Source organism: Sphingorhabdus arenilitoris, from assembly GCF_042651485.1.
GTDB classification, from domain to species: Bacteria; Pseudomonadota; Alphaproteobacteria; order Sphingomonadales; family Sphingomonadaceae; genus Sphingorhabdus_B; species Sphingorhabdus_B arenilitoris.
In genome coordinates, this window is record NZ_JBHSDH010000013.1 from 182724 (window position 1) to 207276 (window position 24553).

21 protein-coding genes are annotated in these 24553 nt (G+C 56.3%); all 21 read left to right on the forward strand.

The features are described 5' to 3' along the window. Positions 1–164 precede the first annotated feature (164 nt). The 21 genes from purT to ACFOWX_RS05060 all read left to right on the forward strand — a co-directional run bounded on the left by purT (position 165) and on the right by ACFOWX_RS05060 (position 24550). Complete coding sequence (purT, locus tag ACFOWX_RS04960; RefSeq protein WP_381421905.1) at positions 165–1343, forward strand: formate-dependent phosphoribosylglycinamide formyltransferase; 1179 nt, start codon at positions 165–167, stop codon at positions 1341–1343. Between the two features lie 45 nt (positions 1344–1388). Next, on the forward strand, positions 1389–2378 hold the full coding sequence (locus ACFOWX_RS04965) for a cysteine synthase A (protein WP_381421907.1): 990 nt from the start codon (positions 1389–1391) through the stop codon (positions 2376–2378). Positions 2379–2417: 39 nt separating this feature from the next. Beyond that, entirely contained in the window at positions 2418–2741 is a 324-nt protein-coding gene (locus tag ACFOWX_RS04970; RefSeq protein WP_381421909.1) for a hypothetical protein, read from the forward strand. A 43-nt stretch (positions 2742–2784) separates the two neighbouring features. Next, on the forward strand, positions 2785–3600 hold the full coding sequence (locus ACFOWX_RS04975) for a Gldg family protein (RefSeq protein ID WP_381421911.1): 816 nt from the start codon (positions 2785–2787) through the stop codon (positions 3598–3600). A 324-nt stretch (positions 3601–3924) separates the two neighbouring features. Then, entirely contained in the window at positions 3925–4419 is a 495-nt protein-coding gene (locus ACFOWX_RS04980; RefSeq protein WP_381421913.1) for a division/cell wall cluster transcriptional repressor MraZ, read from the forward strand. Continuing rightward, entirely contained in the window at positions 4416–5372 is a 957-nt protein-coding gene (rsmH, locus tag ACFOWX_RS04985) for a 16S rRNA (cytosine(1402)-N(4))-methyltransferase RsmH (protein ID WP_381421914.1), read from the forward strand. Before ACFOWX_RS04980 ends, rsmH begins: the two co-directional genes overlap by 4 nt. Next, positions 5369–5971 (forward strand): hypothetical protein, encoded by a 603-nt coding sequence (locus tag ACFOWX_RS04990; RefSeq protein WP_381421916.1) that lies wholly within the window; start codon positions 5369–5371, stop codon positions 5969–5971. The genes rsmH and ACFOWX_RS04990 overlap by 4 nt, the downstream gene beginning before the upstream one ends. Next, positions 5968–7704 carry a peptidoglycan D,D-transpeptidase FtsI family protein gene (locus ACFOWX_RS04995; RefSeq protein WP_381421918.1) on the forward strand — a complete coding sequence of 579 codons (1737 nt, stop codon included), beginning with the start codon at positions 5968–5970 and terminating at the stop codon, positions 7702–7704. The genes ACFOWX_RS04990 and ACFOWX_RS04995 overlap by 4 nt, the downstream gene beginning before the upstream one ends. Next, positions 7704–9137, forward strand: coding sequence for a UDP-N-acetylmuramoyl-L-alanyl-D-glutamate--2,6-diaminopimelate ligase (locus tag ACFOWX_RS05000; RefSeq protein ID WP_381421920.1), 1434 nt, complete (start codon positions 7704–7706; stop codon positions 9135–9137). The genes ACFOWX_RS04995 and ACFOWX_RS05000 overlap by 1 nt, the downstream gene beginning before the upstream one ends. Beyond that, complete coding sequence (locus tag ACFOWX_RS05005) at positions 9134–10519, forward strand: UDP-N-acetylmuramoyl-tripeptide--D-alanyl-D-alanine ligase (RefSeq protein ID WP_381421922.1); 1386 nt, start codon at positions 9134–9136, stop codon at positions 10517–10519. Before ACFOWX_RS05000 ends, ACFOWX_RS05005 begins: the two co-directional genes overlap by 4 nt. Next, positions 10519–11595 carry a phospho-N-acetylmuramoyl-pentapeptide-transferase gene (mraY, locus tag ACFOWX_RS05010; protein WP_381421924.1) on the forward strand — a complete coding sequence of 359 codons (1077 nt, stop codon included), beginning with the start codon at positions 10519–10521 and terminating at the stop codon, positions 11593–11595. The genes ACFOWX_RS05005 and mraY overlap by 1 nt, the downstream gene beginning before the upstream one ends. Beyond that, positions 11592–12899 carry a UDP-N-acetylmuramoyl-L-alanine--D-glutamate ligase gene (murD, locus tag ACFOWX_RS05015; protein ID WP_381421926.1) on the forward strand — a complete coding sequence of 436 codons (1308 nt, stop codon included), beginning with the start codon at positions 11592–11594 and terminating at the stop codon, positions 12897–12899. Before mraY ends, murD begins: the two co-directional genes overlap by 4 nt. Next, on the forward strand, positions 12896–14113 hold the full coding sequence (locus tag ACFOWX_RS05020) for an FtsW/RodA/SpoVE family cell cycle protein (protein WP_381421928.1): 1218 nt from the start codon (positions 12896–12898) through the stop codon (positions 14111–14113). Before murD ends, ACFOWX_RS05020 begins: the two co-directional genes overlap by 4 nt. 16 nt (positions 14114–14129) lie before the next feature. Continuing rightward, positions 14130–15344: an undecaprenyldiphospho-muramoylpentapeptide beta-N-acetylglucosaminyltransferase gene (murG, locus tag ACFOWX_RS05025; protein ID WP_381421930.1), complete on the forward strand. Its 1215-nt coding sequence runs from the start codon at positions 14130–14132 to the stop codon at positions 15342–15344. Further along, positions 15341–16759, forward strand: coding sequence for a UDP-N-acetylmuramate--L-alanine ligase (murC, locus tag ACFOWX_RS05030; RefSeq protein ID WP_381421932.1), 1419 nt, complete (start codon positions 15341–15343; stop codon positions 16757–16759). The genes murG and murC overlap by 4 nt, the downstream gene beginning before the upstream one ends. Further along, the gene (gene murB, locus ACFOWX_RS05035) at positions 16756–17649 is read left to right on the forward strand and encodes a UDP-N-acetylmuramate dehydrogenase (RefSeq protein WP_381421934.1); all 894 of its coding nucleotides are present in this window, start codon (positions 16756–16758) and stop codon (positions 17647–17649) included. The genes murC and murB overlap by 4 nt, the downstream gene beginning before the upstream one ends. After that, positions 17646–18578 (forward strand): D-alanine--D-alanine ligase, encoded by a 933-nt coding sequence (locus ACFOWX_RS05040; protein ID WP_381421935.1) that lies wholly within the window; start codon positions 17646–17648, stop codon positions 18576–18578. The genes murB and ACFOWX_RS05040 overlap by 4 nt, the downstream gene beginning before the upstream one ends. Then, positions 18535–19545 carry a cell division protein FtsQ/DivIB gene (locus ACFOWX_RS05045; RefSeq protein ID WP_381421937.1) on the forward strand — a complete coding sequence of 337 codons (1011 nt, stop codon included), beginning with the start codon at positions 18535–18537 and terminating at the stop codon, positions 19543–19545. Before ACFOWX_RS05040 ends, ACFOWX_RS05045 begins: the two co-directional genes overlap by 44 nt. Further along, complete coding sequence (ftsA, locus tag ACFOWX_RS05050) at positions 19542–20807, forward strand: cell division protein FtsA (RefSeq protein WP_381421939.1); 1266 nt, start codon at positions 19542–19544, stop codon at positions 20805–20807. The genes ACFOWX_RS05045 and ftsA overlap by 4 nt, the downstream gene beginning before the upstream one ends. A gap of 107 nt (positions 20808–20914) precedes the next feature. Continuing rightward, a complete protein-coding gene (ftsZ, locus tag ACFOWX_RS05055; RefSeq protein WP_381421941.1) occupies positions 20915–22393 on the forward strand; it encodes a cell division protein FtsZ in 1479 nt (492 codons plus the stop codon). 147 nt (positions 22394–22540) lie between these two features. Beyond that, positions 22541–24550 carry a tetratricopeptide repeat protein gene (locus ACFOWX_RS05060; RefSeq protein WP_381421943.1) on the forward strand — a complete coding sequence of 670 codons (2010 nt, stop codon included), beginning with the start codon at positions 22541–22543 and terminating at the stop codon, positions 24548–24550. Positions 24551–24553: the final 3 nt, after the last annotated feature.

Below are 24553 nucleotides of genomic sequence, written 5' to 3' on the forward strand. Positions count from 1 at the left end.
TTTGTTTTTTCGGCGAATGGAGATTTCGTATCGATAAACGCCAACATGGGTGCCCGCCAAAATTACGGTCCGGGCCCTAATGGCGACGCCATATCTGTGCGATGGTGAACAGCTTATGTATGATTTTGGATGACGAGCCGCTCCCTACTGGTTAGCAATCGGTTATGACTTTTACAGCGAAAATTTTATTATTGGGCAGCGGCGAATTGGGCCGTGAATTCACCATTTCAGCAAAGCGGCTGGGCGCGTATGTCATCGCCTGCGACAGCTATGCCGGAGCGCCCGCCATGCAGCTTGCCGATGCGGTAGAGATTTTTTCCATGCTCGATGGCGACGCATTGCGCAGCGCCGTGGCGCGGCATGATCCTGATTTTATTGTGCCGGAAATTGAAGCAATAAGGACCGAAATGCTGCTCGACTTAGAAGCGGAGGGCCGGACCGTCATTCCCACCGCGCGGGCCGCGAATTTGACGATGAACCGCGATGCTATCCGCGACCTTGCGGCAACCCAATTGGGGCTACGCACGTCGTTATATCGCTATGCCGAAACGCGGGAAGAGGCGCTGGCGGCGGGGGAGGCTTTGGGTTTTCCTCTGGTCGTTAAACCCGTGATGTCATCGTCGGGCAAGGGGCAAAGCAAGGCAGATGATTTGGAGGCTTTGGGCAAGGCATGGGACTATGCCGTGGCCAATATGCGCGGCGATAGGGCCCGTGTCATTGCCGAACAATTTATCGATTTTGATTATGAGATTACCTTGCTGACCGTGCGGACGCGCGAGGGCGTGATCTTCTGTCCGCCGATTGGCCATAGGCAAGAACGCGGCGATTATCAGGAAAGCTGGCAACCAGCTGCGATGAGCGAAAGCGCACTCGCCGCCGCGCAGGATATGGCCCGCACGGTGGTTGACAATCTGGGCGGTTACGGCCTGTTCGGGGTTGAGTTTTTCGTGACACGGCAAGGTGAGGTGATTTTCTCTGAACTGAGCCCGCGACCGCATGACACGGGAATGGTGACGTTAATTGGTCAGGACTTGACCGAATTTGATCTGCATGCTCGCGCGATTATGGGCTTGCCGATACCCGGCATCGCCCTGCGCGCGCCCGCATCGGCCAGCGCAGTCATATTGGCGGACAGGGATTCGGCCGAATTTGGTTATGAAGGAGTGGCGGACGCGCTGGCATTGGGAAGCGCAGAGGCCGCTGTTGATATTCGGATATTTGGCAAGCCAACGACGCGGCCCTACCGGCGCATGGGGGTTGCGCTGGCGACAGCGCAGGATTGCGATGCGGCGCGCGCTATTGCCCGGGCGGCGGCTGCCAAGGTGAAAATTATCTATGCTTAGTTATTCTTGTTTGCGGATCAGCGGGCGGATGCCTAGATGAGAGCCATGACAACAGCTTCTACACTCGATCTGATCGGCAATACCCCGCTTGTCCTGTTAAAGGGCGCGAGCGAAGCGGCGGGCTGCGAAATTTATGGCAAATGTGAATTTTATAATCCCGGCGCGTCGGTAAAGGACCGGGCAGCGCTCTTCATTGTGCGCGATGCCGAGGCTCAGGGGCTGCTGAAGCCCGGCGGGACGATTGTTGAGGGAACCGCCGGGAACACTGGCATCGGACTGGCGCTGGTGGCCAATGCGCTGGGCTATAAAACCATCATTGTGATGCCGGAAACGCAAAGCCGGGAAAAAATGGATACGCTGCGCGCACTGGGGGCACGACTGGTTACTGTCCCTGCTGCGCCCTATGCCAATCCGGGGCATTTTGTGCACACATCACGCCGTATTGCCGAAGAAACCGAGAATGCGGTCTGGGCCAATCAATTTGACAATATCGCCAATCGCCGGGCGCATATTGAAACGACGGCCGAGGAAATATGGGCGCAGATGGACGGCCGGGTTGATGGTTTTACGTGCGCTGCGGGAACCGGCGGGACGATCGCAGGGGTTGGCATGGGTTTGAAGGCGAAGGATGAAAAAGTGCAAATTGCGCTGACCGACCCCTATGGCGCCGCGCTCTATCATTATTTCGCGCATGGCGAATTAAAGGCAGAGGGCAATTCGGTGGCGGAGGGAATTGGTCAGGGGCGGATCACCGCAAATCTGGACGGTGCGCCGATTGACACCCAATTTCGCATCTCGGATGACGAGGGTCTATATTGGGTGCGACAGATGTTGGCAGAGGAAGGTTTGTGCCTTGGCCTGTCTTCTGGTATCAATGTTGCGGGCGCAGTGGCACTGGGCAAGCAATTGGGCGCAGGAAGCCGGATTGCCACGATATTGTGCGATACGGGATTTCGGTATTTGTCGACAATATATAATCCCGATTGGATGACCAGCAAGTCGCTGCCGCCGATGCCATGGCAATTGGATAGTTAGTATCATAACGGGCCCAAGGCACAGCCGTGTAAGAGGAGAGTGAAATTGGTCCAAAGCAAAGCAATCGCGATCCAGCGTATTCAGGTTGGTATTATCGGGTTGGTCGTTGTCCTGCTGTTCGTTACCCTAGCTAATATGGTTCAGGACCGGGCAACGGCAACCGAGGCGGCCGATGGTGACGGGGCGGATCCGGCATTATTAGAGGTGGCAGCGCAGGAGAAAAAAATTCCTGACGAACCATTGGCGGAATTGGGCGCTGCGCCTGTCGTCGAAAGCGATGCAGACGCCAAGGAAAAAGCCGCAGCGAAGGTGAAGAATAAGGCGCCGGAGCAGAAAAATGTTGAGATTACACAGCCGCAATAATTGGCAACATTGCGGTCCGGCCACGATAAACCGAATATGAAATATGAAAATATTATCCGATTTCTTGCGTTTGCATGACCGCAGGGTCCTGACTGCCGCAATATTGTTATTGTTGCTCGTTCCAGCATTGATCCTGATGGCGACGGGCGAGGAAAATGGTGAAGAAAAGCAACACAAATTAGGCCTGATGACCACATTGCCGCTCTATTGGAGCGGGGCGGGTTTTCAGGATATGGTGCAATCCTCGTCTGCACCCGCGCCCGCCTATGAACGGTTGGACGCTAAATATCAGATTAAGCTGCTTGATGCGGCGGATAAAGACAGTTTGAAATCGGTCCACATGCTGCTGCTGGCGCAATCGCGGGCTTTATCTCCGATGGAATTTGTCGATCTCGATCAATGGGTGCGCAGCGGCGGCCACGTGCTCATCCTCGCCGATCCAGCGCTGCAATGGGAAAGCGGCTTTCCGCTTGGCGATAAACGCCGGCCGCTTTTCACATCCTTGCTGTCACCATTATTCTCGCATTGGGGCTTGGAATTGGCGCTTCCGATCGATGAAGGCAGCGAAGAGGATGTGATTAAGAAACAAGGCTCATTCCAAATCCGCACGGTCACTCCTGGCATATGGGCAAAATCGGGCAAAAACTCCTCGGCCAAATGTATTGTCTCCGATGATGCATTTGTCGCACGCTGCAACATTGGCAAAGGAAGCGCGATATTGGTCGCCGATGCCGATTTTCTGAATGCAGATACCTGGTCGGGCAGCGGCATGAGATTGCTTTCGGGCGATGATGATTTTGACAATATGACGTGGACCGAGTCGCTGCTGGATCAGCTTTGGCATCATGACGCGGGTTAGGGAATTCATGGGTCTGCACTGGCTCTCAATCACCAAATATATGAAATTCATACATAAAATATATTATCTAAAGCGGCGGTACGGATGGTGACACTAATTAATTTGAACAGGGGATATAAAAATAAAACAATAAAAACAGGGATATAACACTTGTCGTTATAACTTTCCCATAATTTCCCCCTTTTCATCCATGAAATCCCATGTTAGGCCCATCTCAATCTAGGGGTGGATTTCCTATTGCTATGACCGTTCGGTGCGGTCGCGCAGGAACCGTGTGTTTCTGCGGCTGAGGATCTGCGCCCCGCTACCGGGGAATTGGGATCAGTGTCTGAGGGTTTTTCATATGGTGGGGCGGGGCTGTCGATAATCGACGGCAAGGGCCGCGCGACCATACCCGCAGAGCTGCGTGACGTTGTGCAAAAATCGAGCGGCGGAAACCATGTCTGCATCGCGCGTCACCCCGACCTGCCTTGCTTGATCGGTTATGGCCGCACGGAGCGCGAGCAGGCGCGCCGCGATATAGATGAAATGCGCCGCGTCGCGATTGCCAATGGTCAAACCGATTTTGACGATGAAATGATCGGCGATATTGCGGCGTCGATCAACGAAACCAATTTTGAGGCAAGCGGGCGTTTCGTGCTCAGTCAGCGCGAACGGCATTTCGGGCGATTGAATGACCGCGTGTTTTTCCACGGGGTAAATACCCGTTTCCTGATGTGGGACCCCGAAGTCTTTATGGCGAGTGCGCCGACCAAGTTTAAGCATGCAAGGGAAGAACTGGAATATCTGCTCGCAACTGCCGGAAAGGGTTCAAAATGACCGGCAATGCTGACCATATTCCCGTGCTTCTCGATGAAGTAATTCGCTCTCTGGCCATCACCCCTGGCGCGGAGATTGTGGATGGTACCTTTGGGGCCGGTGGATATAGCGAAGCCATGCTTCGCAGCGGCGCGCGTGTATTCGCGTTTGACCGCGATCCCGACGCCCTGTCAGAAGGTGCTGACCTTGCAGGCCAGCATGAGGGCGCCTTGCGTCTTTATGCGGCCTGCTTTTCTATTATGGATCATGCGCTGGCCGAGGACAATGTTGACGCGGTCGATGGCGTGGTCCTCGATATTGGTGTCTCATCAATGCAGCTGGACCGGGCCGAGCGCGGTTTTTCCTTTCAAAAGGACGGCCCGCTTGACATGCGCATGTCGCAAGATGGCGAAAGCGCCGCTGATTTTGTAAATGAGGCGGATGAGGAAGTGATCGCCAATGTCATTTTCCGCTATGGTGAGGAGCATCGTTCCCGCCGTATCGCACGGTCAATTGTCGCTGCGCGGCCGCTATCCACCACCGCTGAACTTGCTGCTGTTGTGCGCAAAGCGGTGGGCCATAAACCCGGCGCGCCAAAGGATCCGGCGACCCGCACATTTCAGGCAATTCGCATTTATATTAACGGCGAGCTGGATGAGCTGGTAAACGGTCTTGATGCTGCCGAACGGCTGCTTCGGCCCGGCGGGCGGCTCGTTGTTGTGACTTTTCACAGCCTTGAAGACCGGATTGTGAAGCAATTTTTCCGCGAACGGAGCGGGGCAGGCGGCAATGCATCGCGCCATATGCCTTTAATTGCCACGAAAGGGCCTGAACCGACTTTTGCCAAGGCCGATAAAGCCATCCGCCCGTCAAAGGCGGAATTGGCCCGCAACCCGCGCTCGCGTTCGGCGACGCTGCGCGCGGCGACCCGAACCGCCGCCTTGCCATGGAATATGCAGGAGATTGCAGCATGAGCTTAGCGATGAAGCGATTAAAGAATATCGGGTGGTTGGCATTGGTCTTTCTGGTCGCGATATTGCTTTATCCATTGTCGCTAAATGTCGCGGCGCTGCACAGCGATCTGGTGCGGGTTGACCAGAAAATATTGGAAACAAAACGCGAAATCAGTTTTCTTCAGGCGGAATTGCGAACCCGTGCCAGCCTGCATCAATTGGAGGAGTGGAATAACCTGCTATATGGTTATCAGCCGCCAACCGCCGATCAGTTTCTTGCCGGAGAACATGCTTTGGCAGGTTTGGGCGGCCCGCGGCCTGATGTGAAGCCAGTGATGATTGCGGCCGCGGACAATGGCGTAGCGCCAGCCGGTGTTATCGGTTCCCCTTTCGCTCCGATGGAAAGCGGCGATAAAAAAGCAGCGGACATATCCGGTCGTGATGCCCCTGATGCAGCGGAGAGGACGCAAGAAAACGTAGCGCCAAAAGCCCCCGATCCCACAAAAGGGGAAACAACGGCCCGGACCAAAAAGCTGGCCAATATGGATGATAAGCTGTTGTCCGATACCGTTTTGAAGGACATTGAAAAAGCGGCCAAACGAGAGCGGGAAAAAAGATGACAATATTCGTTGCCCGGACTGTCACTCGAAAACAAGGTTTGGGCGCAAAAGCCGTGGCCGCCCATACATTGTGGCGCTTGCTGGTTTTGTCGGCGATGTTTGGCCTGTTCCTGATGCTGATTATCGGCAGGTTGACAACATTGGCGCTGTTTGAGGCCAGCCGGGCCTTTGGCGCAACGACGACAGAATATGTGCCCGAACGCGGCGATATTATCGACCGCAACGGCGTCCCTCTGGCCCGCACCATACAAGCCTATTCCATCTGGGTGCGGCCTGATCAGATTTTTGGCGACAAAAAAGAATTGGCGGCGCAGCTGGCGCAAATTTTCCCCGATACGCCGGCGGAGGAATTTTATGCCAAGCTAACCTCCAAAAAGCAGGGTTATCTGCGCCGCCGCGCGCTTCCCGCCGAGGTTCGCCGCGTCCATGATCTGGGCCAAATCGCGATTGAATTTCCGCGTGAGGCCGAACGGCTTTATCCGCAGCATGATCTGGCCGCGCATATGTTGGGCTTTGTCAACCGTGACGGCAAAGGGGCGCTGGGCGTTGAACGGATGATGGACGCCAAATTGCGGGATCCCAAAACGCGGGGTAAGCCGGTTGAATTGTCGGTCGATGTCCGCGTGCAAGCCGCGCTGGAAAGCGAGTTGGCGGCGGGCATGGCAACCACCGGCGCAAAAGGTGCGGCGGGGGTGATATTGGACGCGCAAACAGGCGAAGTGCTGGCAATGTCGACGCTGCCCTCCTTTGATCCCAATAAGCCGTTATTTGCCAATGACCCCGCTCCGGGCCAGTTGGTGCCGGCGGGTTATGTTCCGCTCAGCCGTCAGATCAATAGCGTTACCAATCAGGTATATGAACTGGGCTCCACCTTTAAGCCGCTGACCGTCGCGGCGGCGCTCGATGCGGGCACGGTGCGTGACCTTGCGATCCGGTATGACGCGACTGCGCCGCTCGAAATTGGTGGGTTCAAGATTCGCGATAGCCATCCGGCAGGCCGTTACCTGAACGTGCCAGAGGCACTGGTGCATAGCTCCAATATCGTTACCGCCCGCATTGCCGATAATTTGGGCAAGCCAAAAATGGACTTAATGCTGCGCAATATTGGTTTCCACGAGCGTCCTGCGATTGAAATCGGCGAACGCGCCGCGCCAATTTGGCCAAGCAATTGGGGACGGATAACCAATATGACTGTCGGCTATGGCCACGGTATTTCGGTGACCCCGATGCATTTGGCCAATGCCTATGCCGCGATGGTCAATGGTGGTATTTACCGGCCCGCGACATTGTTGAAAGTAACGCCAGATCAGAAGCGCGAAGAAAAACGCGTGTTCAGCGCAGCGACCAGTGCCCGTATGCGGCAACTGCTGCGCATGATCGTCGTCGATGGCACCGGTAAAAATGCCGATGCGCAAGGATACCGCGTCGGCGGCAAAACCGGGTCAGCCGAAAAGCCCAATGGCGGCAGCTATGCTCGCAATCTGGTCGTATCGACCTTTGCGGCTGCGTTTCCGATGGACAATCCGCGCTATGTTATGGTCGCCATGCTGGACGAGCCGCAGGGCAACGCCGCCACCAGTTTCCAACGGACCGCCGGTTGGACCGCTGCGCCGATTGTGAATAAAACCGTCACCCGCATCGGGCCGCTTTTGGGAATTATCCCCGACACAAAGCGCGATGTGGATGTATCTGAACTCATGCCTTTGCTATGGTCTCCTAAAGGAGATCACTAATGCGTCTTGGAAATTTGCTGCCCGATGCCGATAGCACAGCGGCGGAGCAGAATGTTACCGGCTTTGCCATCGACCATAGAAAGGTCGCGCCCGGCACAATTTTCGGTGCTTTTGCCGGAGCCAAATTCAATGGCGAAGATTTCATTGACGAAGCGGTGCAAAATGGTGCGCTCGCTATTGTGGCCCGCCCGTCGGCAAAGGTCACAGGCGCGCTGCATATCGCCGCCGAAAATCCGCGCGCCGAATTTGCCCGGTTGGCAGCGCTGTTTTTCCGCCCTGTTCCCGAAGTCATTGTCGCCGTTACGGGTACCAACGGCAAAACCTCTACGGTGGAATTGACGCGGCAATTATGGCGCATGGCGGGCCATGTGTCGGCCTCCATCGGCACATTGGGCGTCACCACAGCGGACGAACAGGTGGCGACGGGCCTCACCACACCCGATATCGTTACGTTCCTGTCGAATATTTCGGGTCTTGCCCGCGAAGGCGTGACCCATCTGGCTTATGAAGCATCGAGCCACGGCCTGTCGCAACATCGCAGCGAGGGCATGGAGATAACGGTTGCTGCCTTCACCAATTTGAGCCGTGACCATCTCGATTATCATGGCACAATGGAAAATTATTTCGCCGCAAAAATGCGCTTGTTTGATGAACTGCTTTCGGATGATGGCACAGCGGTTATTTGGGCGGATGATGCATGGTCGGACAAGGTCGTTGAGCATGTAAAGGCGCGTGCCTTGCGCTTGATTACTGTCGGAGAAAAAGGGCAGGGCATAAAACTGAAATCGCGCCAGCCCACGCAGCTGGGTCAGGATATGCTGCTCGTCATACAAGGCGAAGAGATAAAGGTGAAATTGCCGCTGATCGGCGCGTATCAGGCTTATAATGCCCTGGTTGCGGCGGGGATTGTTCTGGCCAGCGGCGGGCGGGTTGAAGATGTGGTGGGCCATTTGGGCCGGTTGCAACCGGTAAGAGGCCGTCTTGAACGAGCCGTCATTTGCCGCAGCGGCGCACCTGTTTATGTCGATTATGCCCATACCCCCGATGCGCTGATCGCAGCGATAGCGGCAATGCGGCCGCATACTATGGGCCGGTTAATCACTGTTTTTGGCGCGGGCGGGGACCGCGACACGGGCAAACGCCCGGAAATGGGCCGCGTGGCCGCCGAAGCATCCGACATTGCCATCGTCACCGACGATAATCCGCGCAGCGAAGACCCAGCCGCCATTCGGGCCGCAATATTGGCCGGTGCGCCCGCAGATACGCTTATTGAAATTGCCGATCGGCGTGAAGCCATCGCCCACGCCATTTCGCTGGCCAAGGCCGATGATATTGTCCTGATCGCTGGAAAAGGGCATGAGCTGGGGCAGATTATTGGCGATAAAATCTTGCCCTTTGATGATGTGCAGGTGGCGCGGGAGTGTGCAGCATGAAATTAAACTGGACCTCGGACGAATTGGCGGCGGCCACGGGCGGAACTGAATCAGGCAGCTTTACCTGCAGCGGGGTGGCATTTGATTCGCGGGAAATTGGCGCAGGTGATTTGTTTTTTGCGCTGAAGGGTGAGGCCAGCGACGGACATAATTATTTGGACCAGGTCTATGCCAATGGCGCGGCGGGTGCGGTGGTGGACCGGGCCATTGATCGTCCGCATATATTGGTCGCCGACACGGCCAAGGCGCTGAACGATCTCGCCAAAGCCTCCCGGGCGCGCGTGGATGCGAAGATTATTGGCGTAACCGGATCTGCCGGAAAAACCGGCACGAAAGAAGCGCTATTTGCTGCGCTTGACCGGTCCTCTCGCGGTTATGCCCACCGTTCGGTAAAAAGCTATAACAACCATGTAGGCGTCCCGCTCAGCCTGTCGCGTATGCCCGCCGAGACGCAATTTGGCGTGTTCGAAATGGGCATGAACCATGCAGGCGAGCTGCGCGAGCTAACCGCATTGGTGCGTCCTGATGTCGCGATCGTCACCACAATCGCGCCTGCGCATATCGAATTTTTCAATGATGAAACGGAAATCGCAAAAGCCAAAGCAGAAATTTTCGAAGGTTTATCACCCGAAGGAACCGCGATCATTCCGGCGGATAATGCGCATTATCAGCTGCTGAGAGAGGCAGCGGAAAAATATACTCAAAATATTGTATCTTTTGGATTTTCGGAACATGCCGATGTCCGCGCCGCCGATCATGTCGCGGTTAGCGGCGGCACGATGATCACGGCGCAGCTGCCGAGCGGCGGGCTTTGCTACACATTGTCGCAGCCGGGCAAACATTGGATCGCGAACTCACTTGCTGTGCTGGCCGCTGTTGAAGCGGTGGGCGGTGACCTTGCCGCTGCTGGGCTGGCTATGGCCGAATTGGGCGGGCTTGCCGGGCGCGGTGCACGGCATCAGGTTTCGGTGGATGGCGGTGACGTGCTGCTGATTGATGAAAGCTATAATGCCAACCCTGCGTCGATGGCGGCGACTCTATCGGACCTTGCAAATCAGCCCGGCGGGCGGCGGATCGCGGTGCTTGCCGATATGAAGGAATTGGGCACGCAATCGGCGCATTTCCACACTGGCCTTGCCGCTCATTTGGCATCGGCCAAGGTCGATTATGCGATTTTAGTCGGTGAAGAGATGCAAAATCTTGTCCAATCGCTTAAACAGGGGGTTGAGGGACCGGCCAAATTCGACCATTGCGGCTCTGCACAAGAAGCGCTGACACTGTTGCAAGGACAATTGCAGCCAGATGACATAGTGCTCGTAAAGGGATCAAATTCGATGGGATTGTCGGCAATCATAAATGCTTATGCCGGCGGGGGAGATTAATGCTTTATTGGTTGGCAGAATATTTGGGGTTTGAAAGCGCGTTCAATCTTATCCGATACATCACTTTCCGGACAGGCGCTGCGGTCGCTACTGCGCTCGTCATAGGATTGGTCATCGGCCCGCGCTTCATTAATATGCTGCGCGTGCGCCAAGGCAAAGGGCAACCCATCCGCGATGATGGCCCGCAAAGCCACAAGCAAAAAGTCGGCACCCCCACCATGGGCGGGTTGATGATGCTAACGGCGATTTCGGTCGCCGTGTTTTTATGGATGGACCTGACCAATTTATACGTCTGGGCCTGTATCATAGTGATGCTCGGCTTTGGTCTTGTCGGGTTTCTGGACGATTATGACAAGGTCAAGAAGAACAGCCATAAGGGCGTATCGGGCAAGGTTCGGTTGCTGTTTGAATTTCTGATCGCCGGTGTCGCAGTGACATTGATAATCGCGCAAAAAGGATCGAGCACCGAGTTGTATCTGCCGTTTTTTAATGGACCGGTCATCGATCTGGGTCTGTTTTATATTGTTTTTGGCGCCTTCGTGATCGTGGCTTTTGGCAATGCGGTGAATTTAACCGATGGGCTAGATGGGCTGGCAACCATGCCGGTTATTATTGCGTCGGTTGCGTTTATGTTGATCGTCTATCTGGTTGGACATGTAAACTATTCCAAATATCTGGGCCTGCCATTTTTCGTCGGTGCGGCCGACTTGACGATATTATGCGGGGCGATTGTGGGCGCAGGTTTGGCATTTCTATGGTATAACGCTCCGCCAGCTGCGGTATTTATGGGCGATACCGGCAGCCTTGCCTTGGGCGGGGTATTGGGCACGATCGCGGTTGTCGCCCATCACGAATTTGTGCTCGGCATCATAGGCGGCTTGTTTGTGGTCGAAGCCTTATCGGTGATCATTCAGGTTTTCTGGTTTAAGCGGACCGGAAAGCGGGTATTCAAAATGGCGCCCATCCATCATCATTTTGAACAATTGGGGTGGAGCGAGACAAAAGTTGTCATTCGGTTTTGGATTATTGCTTTTGTCTTGGCGCTTGCGGGGCTATCGACACTGAAGCTCAGATGATTATCAGCCCTGCCTTTGCCGACCGGAAATTTGCCATATTGGGATTGGCACGATCCGGCTTGGCCGCGGCGCAGGCATTGGCGGCCAGCGGCGCCCAAATTACCGCATGGGACAGCCAAGAGGATGCCCGTAATGCGGCCGCCGATATTGCGACTATCGCCGACCCCCTCGAAATTGATCTGTCCGGTTTTGACGGTGTGGTTGTATCGCCCGGCGTCCCGCTGATCAGCCACCCGATCGCTCGCAAAGCTTATGCTGACGGCGTGCCCGTTATTGGCGATATAGAATTATTCGCAATGGCGCGGCCGACCCTTCCGGCGCATAAAGTGGTTGGCATTACCGGAACCAACGGCAAATCGACAACCACTGCGCTGGTCCATCATATGATAAAAAGCGCGGCGAGGCCGGTGCGGATGGCGGGCAATATTGGCCTTCCCATATTGTCGCAAAAACCCCTGCCTGCGGGCGGTGTCTATGTATTGGAATTGTCCAGCTATCAAATCGATCTGACGCGCTCACTTGATTGCGACGTGGCGGCGTTGATTAACCTGTCGCCGGACCATCTGGACCGTTATCATGGCTATGAAGGCTATATGGCGTCAAAGGCGCGGCTCTTTGCGATGCAGAGCGAAAAGCATCATAGTATTTTCGGCGACAGCGATGATGATACGCGCAGTATCTACCTGAAACATGCGGCACAAAAGGATAAGGCATTTTGCCATTTAGCCTCAACCGGCGATATCAAGGGGCAAGCGGATTGGCCAAGCCTGCAAGGCCCGCATAATCTGGAAAATGCAGCGATAGCGATTGAGGTTGCCAAGGCGCTCGGTATCAATGAGACACAGTGGCGGCGATCCTTCGCGGCGTTTCGCGGGCTGGAACACCGGATGGAAATTGTGGGCGAACATGATGGTGTGTTATTCGTAAACGATAGCAAAGCCACGAATGCTGCGTCGACCGCACCTGCGCTTGCCGCCTATCCCCGGATCAGGTGGATATTGGGCGGCGTGCCCAAAAGCGACAATCTGGACGAATGTGCGCCCAATTTCGGCAATGTGGTCAAAGCCTATACCATTGGTGAGGCGGGCGGTGATTTTGAACGGCTGTTGCAACCGCATATGCCGGTCGAATCTTGCGAAATGCTTGTTACTGCAGTCGCCAAAGCGGCATCAGAGGCGCAGCCCGGCGAGGTTGTCATGCTATCGCCTGCCTGCGCATCCTTTGATCAATTCAAGGATTTTGAAGCGAGGGGCAATGCGTTCAAGGCGGCCTTTGCCAGCCTTGGCTCAGGAACCGGCAGATGAATGAGGACGGCAAAGAGGTCCCCTGGGTCTTAGCTGCCAAAACCGGCAAGACCAGCTTCGCCAATCGATTGGGCCGGGGGGACCGTTCGCCTTTGGGCATATGGTTTTGGGAATTGGACCGGGTGCTGCTCGGCCTCATATTCATGCTGATGGCTATCGGTGTTTTGTCGGTCGCGGCTGCATCACCTGCGGGCGCGCAGCGTTTGTCTAGCGCGACGGTCAAATTGCCCGAATTTCATTTCCTATTTCGCCACCTTGCTTTTTTGTTTGCGGGCATTCCGTTGATGTTGTTCATTTCGATGTACCCAAAGGAACAGGCGAAGCGTTTGTCCATCGTGCTTTTCGCTGTGATATTGGCGATGCTGGTTTTGATTCCTGTTATCGGTGTCGAGGTAAACGGATCGCGCCGCTGGCTTGGCTATGGCCCAGCGCGGTTTCAACCCACCGAATTTTTCAAACCTTTTTTCGCGGTGACTATGGCATGGATCATATCTTGGCGGGTGAAGGATGACACGCTGCCGGTGCGTATGATCGTCAGCGGTGTCACCGGCCTTTCCGCCATCTTATTTTTGTTGCAGCCGGATCTGGGGCAAACCATTTTGATCTGCGGCATTTGGTTTGCGTTGATGATGGTATCCGGCGTTCCGGCTTGGCAGCTGTGGGGATCGGCTATTTCGGCGATTGCCGCTTTAGTCGCAGCCTATAATTTCTACCCCGTAGCGACGCAGCGTATCGACGCATGGATCTTCGGGACCGAAGGATTGACCCATGACAAAATGGCGATGGCGACGCTGACCGCTGGCGGATTTATTGGTGTGGGGCCTGGCCTCGGCACCAAAAAATATTCGCTTCCCGAAGGACATACCGACTATATTTTTTCCGTGATTGGTGAGGAGTTTGGCCTGCTTGCCTGTATGATTATTGCGATTTTATATTTCGCGATAATGGCGCGAGTGGTGATCCGCCTGCTGGATGAAAAGGACCAGTTTACCATCATGGCTGCCACCGCATTGACCGCTGCATTTTGCGGACAGGCGATGATCAATATCGCGGTGAACCTTGGCATATTTCCGTCAAAGGGGATGACCTTGCCCTTCATCAGCTATGGCGGCACGTCGATTTTGGGCTTGTGCGTGACCTGTGGTCTCTTATTGGCACTGACGAAACGCAACCCGTATCTTGACCGGTCGCGCTATATGGTGAAGGGCCGGTGAGGAAGGGAATAAAGCCATGACGATTTCAAGGCATTATGTATTGGCAGCAGGCGGCACCGGCGGGCATATGATCCCCGCCTTTGCGTTGGGTGAGGAATTGTTGAAGCGCGGGCATCATGTCGCGCTGGTCACCGACGAACGCGGCACGAAAATTCCGGGCTGCCCCGAAAAAATTGCGCGCCATATCCTGCCTGCTGGGCGGATGAGCGGCGGGCCGATTGGCTGGCTGCGCGGGGCGCGGGCCATTGGTCAGGGGCGCGAAATGGCCAAAATGCTCTACCGCAATTTTGAACCTAGCTGCGTCGTCGGCTTTGGCGGCTATCCGGCTTTTCCCGCGTTGCTGGGCGCATTTGCGTGTAAAGTGCCAACCATCATTCACGAACAAAATGCGGTGCTGGGCCGGGTCAACCGCCTGACCGCGAGCAAGGTCAACGCGATCGTCACCGCCTATCCCGATGTGCAGCGGTTGAAACCGCGCGATAAGGACAAGGTGCACTTGCTCGGCAATCCGGTGCGCGAAGAGGTTCTGGGCTTGCGCGATCAAAGCTACCCGCCGCTGGATGAAGACGGCATTTTCCGCGTGCTGGTAACCGGCGGTAGTCAGGGTGCGACCATCCTGTCCGAAGTGGTTCCCGATGGCCTGGCGCGATTGCCGCTTAACCTGCGCCGCCGTTTGCAGGTGACCCAGCAATGCCGCGAGGAAGATATTGACGCGGTGCGCCAAAAATATTCCGAACATCAAATCCCGGCGGAGCTGGCGACATATCTGCCCGATATGCCCGAACGGCTTGGCTGGGCGCATCTGGTGATCAGCCGCGCGGGCGCTTCGACTATCGCTGAGCTGACCGCCGCAGGGCGCCCTGCGATCCTGATCCCCCTGCCATCGGCGATGGACAATCATCAGGCATATAACGTGTCCGAAATGGTGCAGGCGGGCGGGGGCAGGGCGATTGCACAGCCGCAATTCACGCCGACGGAGCTGGCCAAACAGATACAGAAAATCGCCATGCAGCCCGGTGCACTGGAAAATGCCGCGAAGGCCGCGAAAAAATGCGGACGGCCCAATGCCGTGACCGACCTTGCGAATTTGGTCGAAAGCTATGGCAAGGCTCCCACGCAAAAACCGCTGAAGGCGAAGGCGCAGCATCATGGCGGCTTTGGCGCGGCGTCTCCCGCCATGGCGAAGGATGCGATGGCCAAAGATACTTTCGCAGGAGAAGGCGGCCGATGAAGGGCGTACCAACAGATATCGGCACGGTTCACTTCGTCGGCATTGGCGGCATCGGCATGTCGGGCATTGCCGAGGTGATGCACAATTTGGGCTATAGCGTCCAAGGCAGCGATATTGCCGACAGCTATGTGGTCGAAGGCTTGCGCAAAAAAGGCATTAAGGTGATGATCGGCCATGCGGCGGAAAATGTCGATGGCGCGGCGGTTGTTGTCACATCAACGGCGGTGAAGGCGGGCAATCCCGAACGCGATGCGGCGCTCGAAAAACGTATACCGCTGGTGCGCCGTGCGGAGATGCTGGCGGAGCTGATGCGGCTGAAAAACACGGTTGCCGTTGCCGGAACGCATGGCAAAACGACAACGACGTCGATGATCGCGGCGATGCTCGACCATGGCGGGATTGATCCTACCGTGATCAACGGCGGCATCATCAACAGCTATGGCAGCAACGCCCGGCTTGGCGCGAGCGATTGGATGGTGGTGGAGGCCGACGAAAGCGATGGCAGCTTGCTGCGGCTAGACGGCACGATCGCGGTGGTGACCAATATCGACCCTGAGCATCTGGACCATTGGGGCGATTTTGACGCGATCAAAAAAGGCTTTGTCGAATTTGTTGAAAATGTCCCTTTTTACGGCGCGGCAATCATGTGCATCGACCATCCGGAGGTGCAGTCCATCATCCCGAAAATCCGCGACCGCCGGATTGTAACCTATGGCTTTAGCGCGCAGGCGGATGTGTGCGGCGAAAATGTAACGCCGATTGCAGGCGGCAATCGCTTCAATGTCGCGATCAAGGACCGCAGCGGCAATAAACGCGTGATCGAGGGTATCGAAATGCCGATGCCCGGACGGCATAATGTCCAAAATGCGCTGGCCGCTATCGCTGTGGGTATCGAAATGGGCATGAATGACGCCCAATTGGCGCAGGGTTTCTCGAAATTTGGCGGTGTCAAACGCCGCTTTACGAAAGTGGGAGAGATTGCCATTGGCGGCGGCGCGGTGCAAGTGATTGACGATTATGGTCATCACCCGGTGGAGATCCGCGCGGTTCTGGCGGCGGCGCGCGAAGGCACATCGGGCCGGGTCATTGCCGTGGCACAGCCGCACCGTTTCACCCGGCTGCGCGATCATATGGATGATTTTCAACAAGCATTTAACGATGCCGATATCGCCTATGTCACTCCCGTCTATGCTGCGGGCGAAGCACCGATTGAGGGCATCGATAGCGCCGCGCTTGTCGCCGGAATGAAACGGCGCGGGCATCGTTCCGCCGCGACGGTAACCGGCCTGGATGATTTGTCGGCGAAGCTGTCGGAACAGATTCAGGCCGGCGACATTATCGTGTGTCTGGGCGCAGGCGACATTACCAAAATGGCTGCGGCGCTTGCCGGTGAAGTGCAGGGCAAGCTGGCATGATGGCGGCAACGCTTCCATCTGTGCGCGGCAAGTTAAAGGCCGCCGCGCCGCTTGCGCCGCTCGTCTGGTTCAAAAGCGGCGGCGCGGCTGAATGGCTTTTTGAGCCTGCTGACCTTGACGATTTGCAAGGCTTTATGCGGGAATTACCCGCCGATGTTCCGGTGATGGCGCTCGGCCTTGGATCGAATATGATCGTGCGGGACGGCGGCGTTCCGGGCGTGGTGGTCCGGCTGGGCAAAGCCTTTGCCAAGGTGGAGCCTGCAGCAGGCGAGATACTCGGCTGCGGCGGCGGGGCTTCGGGTATATTGGTATCCTCCACCGCGCGCGATGCGGGAATCGCTGGCGTTGAATTTTTGCGCTCTATCCCGGGAACCGTTGGCGGTTTCGTGCGGATGAACGGCGGCGCGTATGGCGGCGAAGTGAAGGATATTTTGACCGATTGCGATGTCCTGTTGCGATCAGGCGAGCTGGTAACATTAAGCGTTCAGGAACTGGGTTACAGCTATCGCCATTCCGAATTGCCCGATGGTGCAATTGTTGTGGCCGCTCGGTTTCAGGGGCGGCCAGGTGAACCTGCCGATATTCAAGCGGAAATGGATAGGATCAGCGCATCGCGCGAAGCGTCGCAGCCGCTGCGCAGCAAGACGGGCGGATCAACTTTCAAAAACCCCGATGGCCATAAAGCATGGCAGCTGGTCGATGAGGCCGGATGCCGCGGCCTGCAGATTGGCGGGGCACAAGTTTCGGAAAAACACACCAATTTCCTGCTCAATCTGGGCGATGCGACCAGCGCGGATATTGAAGCGCTGGGCGAAGAAGTGCGCAAAAGGGTCAAGGAAAAATCAGGCATCGACCTGCAATGGGAAATACAGCGCGTGGGGAAAATATGAGCAATAGCAACGGCAATATCCATGTCGCAGTGTTGATGGGCGGCTGGTCGAATGAACGGCCGGTATCGTTGATGAGCGGCAATGGCGTCGCCGATGCGCTGGAAAAAGGGGGATACCGCGTCACCCGCGTGGATATGGGGCGCGATATCGCCGCCGTCCTGTCGGAATTGAAACCCAACGTGGTGTTTAATGCGCTGCACGGCGTGCCGGGCGAAGATGGCCGCGTGCAGGGTATGCTCGACCTGATGGGCATTCCTTATACGCATAGCGACATGGTCACGTCGGTCATCGCGATTGACAAGGAGCTGACCAAGCAGCGGCTCGTTCCCGCTGGGATCCCTATGCCAAAAGGTGTGGTGGTGGACACAGACAGCCTGTTCGCCGCCGACCCCGTGCCGCGTCCCTATGTGCTGAAACCGCTGAACGAAGGTTCGTCGGTTGGCGTGGCAATCGTCACCCAGGATGGCAATTATGGCATGCCCATTTCCCGCGATGCCGCCGGACCTTGGCAGGATTTTGACGTCCTGCTCGCCGAACCTTTTATCAAAGGGCGCGAGCTGACCTGCGCCGTGCTGGGCGGAAAGGCGCTGTGCGTCACCGAGCTAAAACCCAAAAGCGGCTTTTATGATTTTGACGCCAAATATACGGACGGCTTGACCGATCATATTTGCCCCGCCGAAATTCCTGCGGATATTGAGGCTTATATGATGGACCTGGCGCTACGCTGTCATCAGCTATTGGGCTGTAAAGGGGCATCGCGGACCGATTTTCGCTGGGACGATGAATTGGGTATGGACGGCGTGTTCGTGCTGGAAACCAATACGCAGCCGGGAATGACTCCGCTCAGCCTGGTGCCTGAACAGGCAAAGCAGGTTGGCATTAGCTATGAAGAGCTGGTCCACCGGATCGTGCAGGAGGCGTTGGAATGACGACCAAGGCGCGATGAAGGCCACAACAAAACGCAAAACAGCGGCGCGCGGCGCATCGGCCCGGCAATCATCCAACCGGCAAAAGGTGCGCCGCTTGTCGATGTTCGACCGGTTCCTGCGGACATTGCCGCTGGCCGAGGCAGAGATACAGCGCATCTTTAACTGGATCGCGATTGGCACATTCCTGGTTATCCTGTTTTTTGTTGCGCGCTATTTCGGGCTGGGCGCTATCGTTCATAATCAATATGCGGAATTGGCGGCGAAGGCCGGTTTTGTTGTGACCCGTGTGGAAACGTCGGGGATGGAGCGCGTGGATCAATTAAAGGTCTATGACATTGTGCTCGCCGAAAAAGACCGCGCGATGCCGCTTGTCGATCTGGAAAAAATTCGCAGCGATTTAATGCAATATGGCTGGATAAAGGATGTCCGCGTTAGCCGCCGTTTGCCCGATACTCTAGTGGTTGAGATAATCGAACGCAAACCAGCGGCGATCTGGAATCAGGGCGGCAAACAGACGTTGATTGATGAGGCGGGCGTTGTCCTGCAAAATGTGCCGGTGGGCAGTGTCGGCGGATTGATGATCCTGAACGGCGAAAATGCCAATAAACAAGCGGTTATGCTGGCTGAATTATTGGATGAAGCGCCATCGTTAAAGCCGCAAATTGTGGCGGCCAGCTGGATCGGCAACCGCCGGTGGGATTTGACCTTCAAAACTGGCGAAACCGTCGCCTTGCCCGAAGGCGAAAAGCCCGCGACCAAGGCGTTGATTGATTTTGCGCGGATGGACGGGGTCAGTCGCTTGTTGGGTCAGGATATGATCTATTTCGACCTGCGCGATCCCGACCGGGCCTATATTCGTAAAAAACCGAAAGAAGAGCCAAAGCCTGTAAAAGATGATAGTGCCAAAAAAGATGAAGGCCGGTCAGACGGCGATACGGCAAAAATAGGGAGCGATGAAAAAGCATGACGGCGGCGCGCGTTGAAAAAATCATTTCCGCTTTGGATATCGGATCGTCGAAAGTCTGCGCCCTTATTGCGGGTAAAACCGACACGGGTGACTTGATCGTTTTGGGCACAGGACAGCGCGAAAGCCGGGGCGTTGTGCGCGGCTGCATCGCCGATATGGAGCAGGCCGAATTGTCGGTGCGCCATGCGGTGGAGCAGGCCGAACGCATCGCCGGTATCAATATTGACCGGGTAACGGTGGGCATATCGGCGGGCGGACTGGACAGTATGCTAGCACCGGTGGAGATTGAGCTGGGCGGTGACCGGATTGAGCAAGAGGATATTGACGACCTGCTCGCCGCTGGCCGTGCCAATCTGGATATGCAGGGTAAATCCGCGCTCCATGTGCAGCCGACGCTCTATTCGCTCGACGGTGTTGGCGGGGTGGCCAATCCCATCGGACTGCATGCCGACCGATTGGGGGTCGATATCCACGTCGTGCTCGCCGATCCATCGCCGGTGCGCAATCTGGATTTGACGGCCCGCGCCGCGCATTTGGAGGTGGATAATGTCGTTGTCTCACCCATCGCCACAGGGCTTGCCTGCTTGACGGCGGAAGAGCGCGAGCTTGGCGTTGCGCTCGTCGAAATGGGGGCATCCATCACCAATGTGTCGGTATTTATCGGCGGGATGCTTGTGGGGTTGCAAACGATACAGCAGGGTGCAGCCGATATTACCGACGATATTGCATCCACCTTTGGTATGCGCCGGGCGCAGGCCGAGCGGTTGAAATGCTATTATGGGTCAGCGCTGTCCACGCCGCGCGATCATCAGGATGTGCTTGACCTTGATAAGGAAGATGGCGGCAATGTCGATGATGGCGGTACCCCGCGCATCACCAAGGCGCAGCTCAACGCGGTAATATTTCAGCGTATCGACAAAATCGTGTCTGAAATTGGCCTTGTGCTAAAGCACCTTGGGTTTTCGGGCACGACCGGACATCAAATCGTCTTGACCGGCGGAGGTGCGGAGTTGAAAGGCATTGCCGAACATTTTCAGGCTGCATTGGGCCGGGCAGTGCGCATTGGGAAGCCGAAAGGCGTCTCGGGAGTGCCAGAGGCGCATAGCGGCCCTGCTTTTTCAACGCTGATCGGTTTGGTGCGTTATATGGCATCGGACCGGATAGACTTGAAAGGACCATTGGATCCCGGTGACGATTATGCCGATGGCGCGGCATTGGGAATAATAGAACGAATAAAGCGGGCGATAAGAGAGAATTTTTGACAGAAACCGCGATTTTTGGTTAATTTTCGGGTGTGCAAATGGCAGTTTTGTGCCAATAGACGTTAACTTTTTTAAGAACTGGCCATAATGGCAAGGGGGTTTTGAATATGAGCATCAATATCGGTCCACCATTGGTAGATGAATTGCGCCCGAAAATTGCCGTTATCGGTGTCGGCGGCGCGGGCGGCAATGCCGTTGCCAATATGATCAACGCCAATGTGGAGGGCGTCGATTTCATCGTTGCGAATACCGATGCGCAGGCGCTGAACGCGTCGGCGGCGGAGCACCGCATCCAACTTGGCCCCGATATTACGCAGGGATTGGGCGCAGGTTCGCGTCCCGAAGTTGGCCGCGCCGCAGCAGAAGAAACGATTGAGCAAGTCAAATCGGCAATTCAGGGCGCGCATATGTGCTTTATTGCGGCCGGTATGGGCGGCGGCACCGGCACGGGCGCTGCCCCCGTCATTGCGCAGGCCGCACGCGAAATGAACATATTGACCGTGGGCGTCATCACCAAACCGTTCCTGTTTGAAGGCGCGCGGCGGATGCGCTCTGCCGAGGCGGGCATTGATGAGTTGCAACAGCATGTCGACACATTGATCGTCATACCGAACCAAAATCTGTTCCTTGTCGCGAACCCCAACACCACTTTCAAAGAAGCCTTTTTGCTGGCCGATGAAGTGTTGCAACAGGGCGTTCGCGGGATCACCGATTTGATGGTGATGCCCGGCCTAATCAACCTCGATTTTGCCGACGTGCGCAGCGTGATGCATGAAATGGGCAAAGCGATGATGGGCACAGGCGAGGCCGAAGGCGACGGACGCGCTCTTGAAGCTGCCGAAAAAGCAATTGCCAACCCGCTGCTCGATGGTGTTTCGATGCAAGGTGCAAAAGGCGTGATCGTGTCTATCACCGGCGGCGAAGATATGCGTTTGATGGAAGTGGACGAGGCCGCAAACCATATTCGCGAGCTGGTCGACCCCGATGCCAATATCATTTGGGGCAGCGCGTTTAACGAAAATCTGCAGGGTAAAATTCGCGTGTCCGTGGTGGCCACGGGTATCGATAGCGACGCCGTGGCACCAGACACCAGCGCGCGTTCCTTTGCGTTTAACCGGGCGGCACCTGCCGCCGCGCCAGAGCCAGTGGCCGCTCCGCCTGCTGCGCCGGAACCTGTATCGAGCATTTTCCAGTCGCCTGCCGAAGAAGCCGTTGAGGAAAATGTTGCAGAAACCGAAGCCAGTGAACCGGTAATGGCCGATGATGATAGCCTGGATTTGGGGCAAGCCGACATCGCCGAGGCGGCCGAGCAACCGGAAACGAGCGATGCAGGCGGCGACGATATGCTTGAACTGGGCGGGGCAGATATGGCCGAAGCCGAGCCTGCGCCAGAGCCAGAGCAACCCGTCAATGTCGATGCGGAAGCGCCGCGTATTGCCAGCGGCGGCGGCACATTGTTTGAACGCATGTCGAACCTGTCGCGCGGAATTGCAAATAAGGATGATGATGACGGTGAAGCGCCCAAAGGCGGCGGTTCCGGCGGTTTGAACATTCCGCGTTTCCTCGACCGTCAGGGGAATAACTGACGCTTGATCGTCAACTATTCAGCTTCAATCTGATAAAAGCGGCCAGAAGATGATTCTTCTGGTCGTTTTTGTTGAACCATTGGTCGCTATCGGTAAAGCTTGGATTGGCGCTTTGCGATCCATTGAGGCAATAGGCAGGACATGAATGTGATATTATTACGTCCCTTGATGATTTTGGCCCTTGCGGCTGGATTTACGCCGTTGAGCGCATATGCGCAGGCGGGGCCATCGGCTGCTGAGATCAAGGCATCGAATGAGCGCGAGTTAAATTCCGAATTGCTGCGCAGCGCGCTGCGCCGCATTGCGTCGCGGCCTACCGATGTTGATGCGCTGGTTGATGCGGGCAATGCCGCGCTGGCACTGCAGGATGCGAATGCGGCGCTGAATTTTTTCACGCGTGCCAATGGTTTACAACCCAATGATGGCCGGATCAAGCTGGGCCTCGCCACAGCCAGCGTGCGGACCGAAAACCCGTTTGAGGCGCTGCGCTATTTTGATGAGGCCGTGAAATTGGGCATTTCCGACCGCACCGCCGCTGCCGACCGCGCCGTCGCCTTTGACCTGTTAGGCAATTTTGACCGGGCGCAGCAGGATTATGCGCTCGCCCGAACGGCGGATAATTCGGAAGCGTTGGCGATTAAGCAGGCGGTTTCCTTGTCGCTATCAGGCAAGGCCAAAGAAGCCGACGCCATGCTGCTGCCCTATCTGCAAAATAATTCTGGTGAGGCATGGCGGGCGCGGGCATTTATGTTGGCGGCGCGCGGTGACACCCGCGAATCGGTACGGGTAACACAAGGGTTTATGGATCCTAATTCGGCGAGCCGGTTTGAGCCCTTTTTGCGCAAAATGCCGGAACTGACCGGGGCGCAGCAAGCAGCCGCCATCTATTTTGGCCATTTTCCGGCACGTAATATTGGCCGGGACAGCCCCGAAATTAGGGATACAGCGTCGCGTTATGCCGCAGCCGATCCGCAGCCAAAGGGTAATAATCGCTTGATCCCAGCAGGAAAGCCGCTCGGAAAAAATGAAGCTGCGCCGGTTCAGGCGGCAGCGACCAGCCCTGCTGCTGCCGCTACTGTGCCTTCAATATCTCCAGCCGCCGCTGCGCCGAAAGTGGCTACACTGCCTGCCAATAACCGTTCAGGTGCGATCACTTCGGCGGCGGGCGGTAGTTTCAAAAATGATGTGGCCCGAACGCGCATATTGGCCGCCGAACAGGCCGCAAATAGCCTAAGCCTCGTTCAAACGCCGCCGCCATTTGGCAGTGCGCCAGGAACGCAGGGCGGCAATATAGCTGCGGTCGGCCCAAGCAATGGCCGGTTGATCTTGCCGCGCATGCCGGTCATCCAAAATGGCGTTGCGGTCAGGACCAATGATGCTGCGCCAGCGGCCCCGCAAGCTGCTCCTGCCGCCAATACCCAAAACGCGCTTCCGCAAGCCGCAGAGGTAGCGCCGTCCATAGCTGCATCGCCGCTGCCATCCACAGCTGCATCGCCGCCGGCGCCGATCGCCGCATCGGCACCGTCAACCGACAGCGTTCCTTCGGTCGATAATTTTCAGCCGAAATTGGCACAGGCAGAGATACCGGCACCGGCACCGGCACAGCTTCCCGCTGCACCGCCAGTTGAAAGCTCACCCGTTGGTAACGCCCCAACACTGGCCGCTCCGCCTTCCGTTGCGAGCGAAAAGCCGGCGGACGTACCAAAATCATTTGACTTGGGCGCGATTGTGGATGCCATCGAAGTGCCCGCAAGCGAGAAAAAGCCAAGCGTAACTCCGGTTGATCTCAGCAAAATTAAAGTGGCGAGCGCGCCGCCGCCCAACCCGAAACCGGCGGTAAAACCGGCTGAACCGGCAAAGTCCAAAGATACCAAATCACCTGCCGAAACATATCCGGCGCGAACCTGGGTACAGATTGCGACTGGTGAAGTGTCGGCATTTAAGGGCGATATGCGCCGTCATACCGGAAAAAATCCGGATTTATTCAAAGGTATGGCAGGATGGTCGTCGCCTTGGAAAAATCTGAATCGGCTCGTTATCGGTCCGTTTGATGATTTGAAAGCGGCTCGCAAATGGGAGTCCGATTTCCGGGCGGCGGGCGGCGATGGATTTGTCTGGCAAAGCGGTGACGGCACGGTTGTCGAAAAGCTGAAATAGGCT

Bases quoted from the DNA above. Each gene is read 5' to 3' on its own strand.
- murB (WP_381421934.1), top strand. From the start codon at position 16,756: ATGATGGCGGCAACGCTTCCATCTGTGCGCGGCAAGTTAAAGGCCGCC.
- ACFOWX_RS05000 (WP_381421920.1), top strand. From the start codon at position 7,704: ATGCGTCTTGGAAATTTGCTGCCCGATGCCGATAGCACAGCGGCGGAG.
- ACFOWX_RS05045 (WP_381421937.1), top strand. From the start codon at position 18,535: ATGAAGAGCTGGTCCACCGGATCGTGCAGGAGGCGTTGGAATGACGAC.
- ftsZ (WP_381421941.1), top strand. From the start codon at position 20,915: ATGAGCATCAATATCGGTCCACCATTGGTAGATGAATTGCGCCCGAAA.
- purT (WP_381421905.1), top strand. From the start codon at position 165: ATGACTTTTACAGCGAAAATTTTATTATTGGGCAGCGGCGAATTGGGC.
- ACFOWX_RS04975 (WP_381421911.1), top strand. From the start codon at position 2,785: ATGAAAATATTATCCGATTTCTTGCGTTTGCATGACCGCAGGGTCCTG.
- ACFOWX_RS05020 (WP_381421928.1), top strand. From the start codon at position 12,896: ATGAATGAGGACGGCAAAGAGGTCCCCTGGGTCTTAGCTGCCAAAACC.
- murG (WP_381421930.1), top strand. From the start codon at position 14,130: ATGACGATTTCAAGGCATTATGTATTGGCAGCAGGCGGCACCGGCGGG.
- murC (WP_381421932.1), top strand. From the start codon at position 15,341: ATGAAGGGCGTACCAACAGATATCGGCACGGTTCACTTCGTCGGCATT.
- ACFOWX_RS05040 (WP_381421935.1), top strand. From the start codon at position 17,646: ATGAGCAATAGCAACGGCAATATCCATGTCGCAGTGTTGATGGGCGGC.
- mraY (WP_381421924.1), top strand. From the start codon at position 10,519: ATGCTTTATTGGTTGGCAGAATATTTGGGGTTTGAAAGCGCGTTCAAT.
- murD (WP_381421926.1), top strand. From the start codon at position 11,592: ATGATTATCAGCCCTGCCTTTGCCGACCGGAAATTTGCCATATTGGGA.
- ACFOWX_RS04990 (WP_381421916.1), top strand. From the start codon at position 5,369: ATGAGCTTAGCGATGAAGCGATTAAAGAATATCGGGTGGTTGGCATTG.
- ACFOWX_RS05005 (WP_381421922.1), top strand. From the start codon at position 9,134: ATGAAATTAAACTGGACCTCGGACGAATTGGCGGCGGCCACGGGCGGA.
- ACFOWX_RS04995 (WP_381421918.1), top strand. From the start codon at position 5,968: ATGACAATATTCGTTGCCCGGACTGTCACTCGAAAACAAGGTTTGGGC.
- rsmH (WP_381421914.1), top strand. From the start codon at position 4,416: ATGACCGGCAATGCTGACCATATTCCCGTGCTTCTCGATGAAGTAATT.
- ftsA (WP_381421939.1), top strand. From the start codon at position 19,542: ATGACGGCGGCGCGCGTTGAAAAAATCATTTCCGCTTTGGATATCGGA.
- ACFOWX_RS04965 (WP_381421907.1), top strand. From the start codon at position 1,389: ATGACAACAGCTTCTACACTCGATCTGATCGGCAATACCCCGCTTGTC.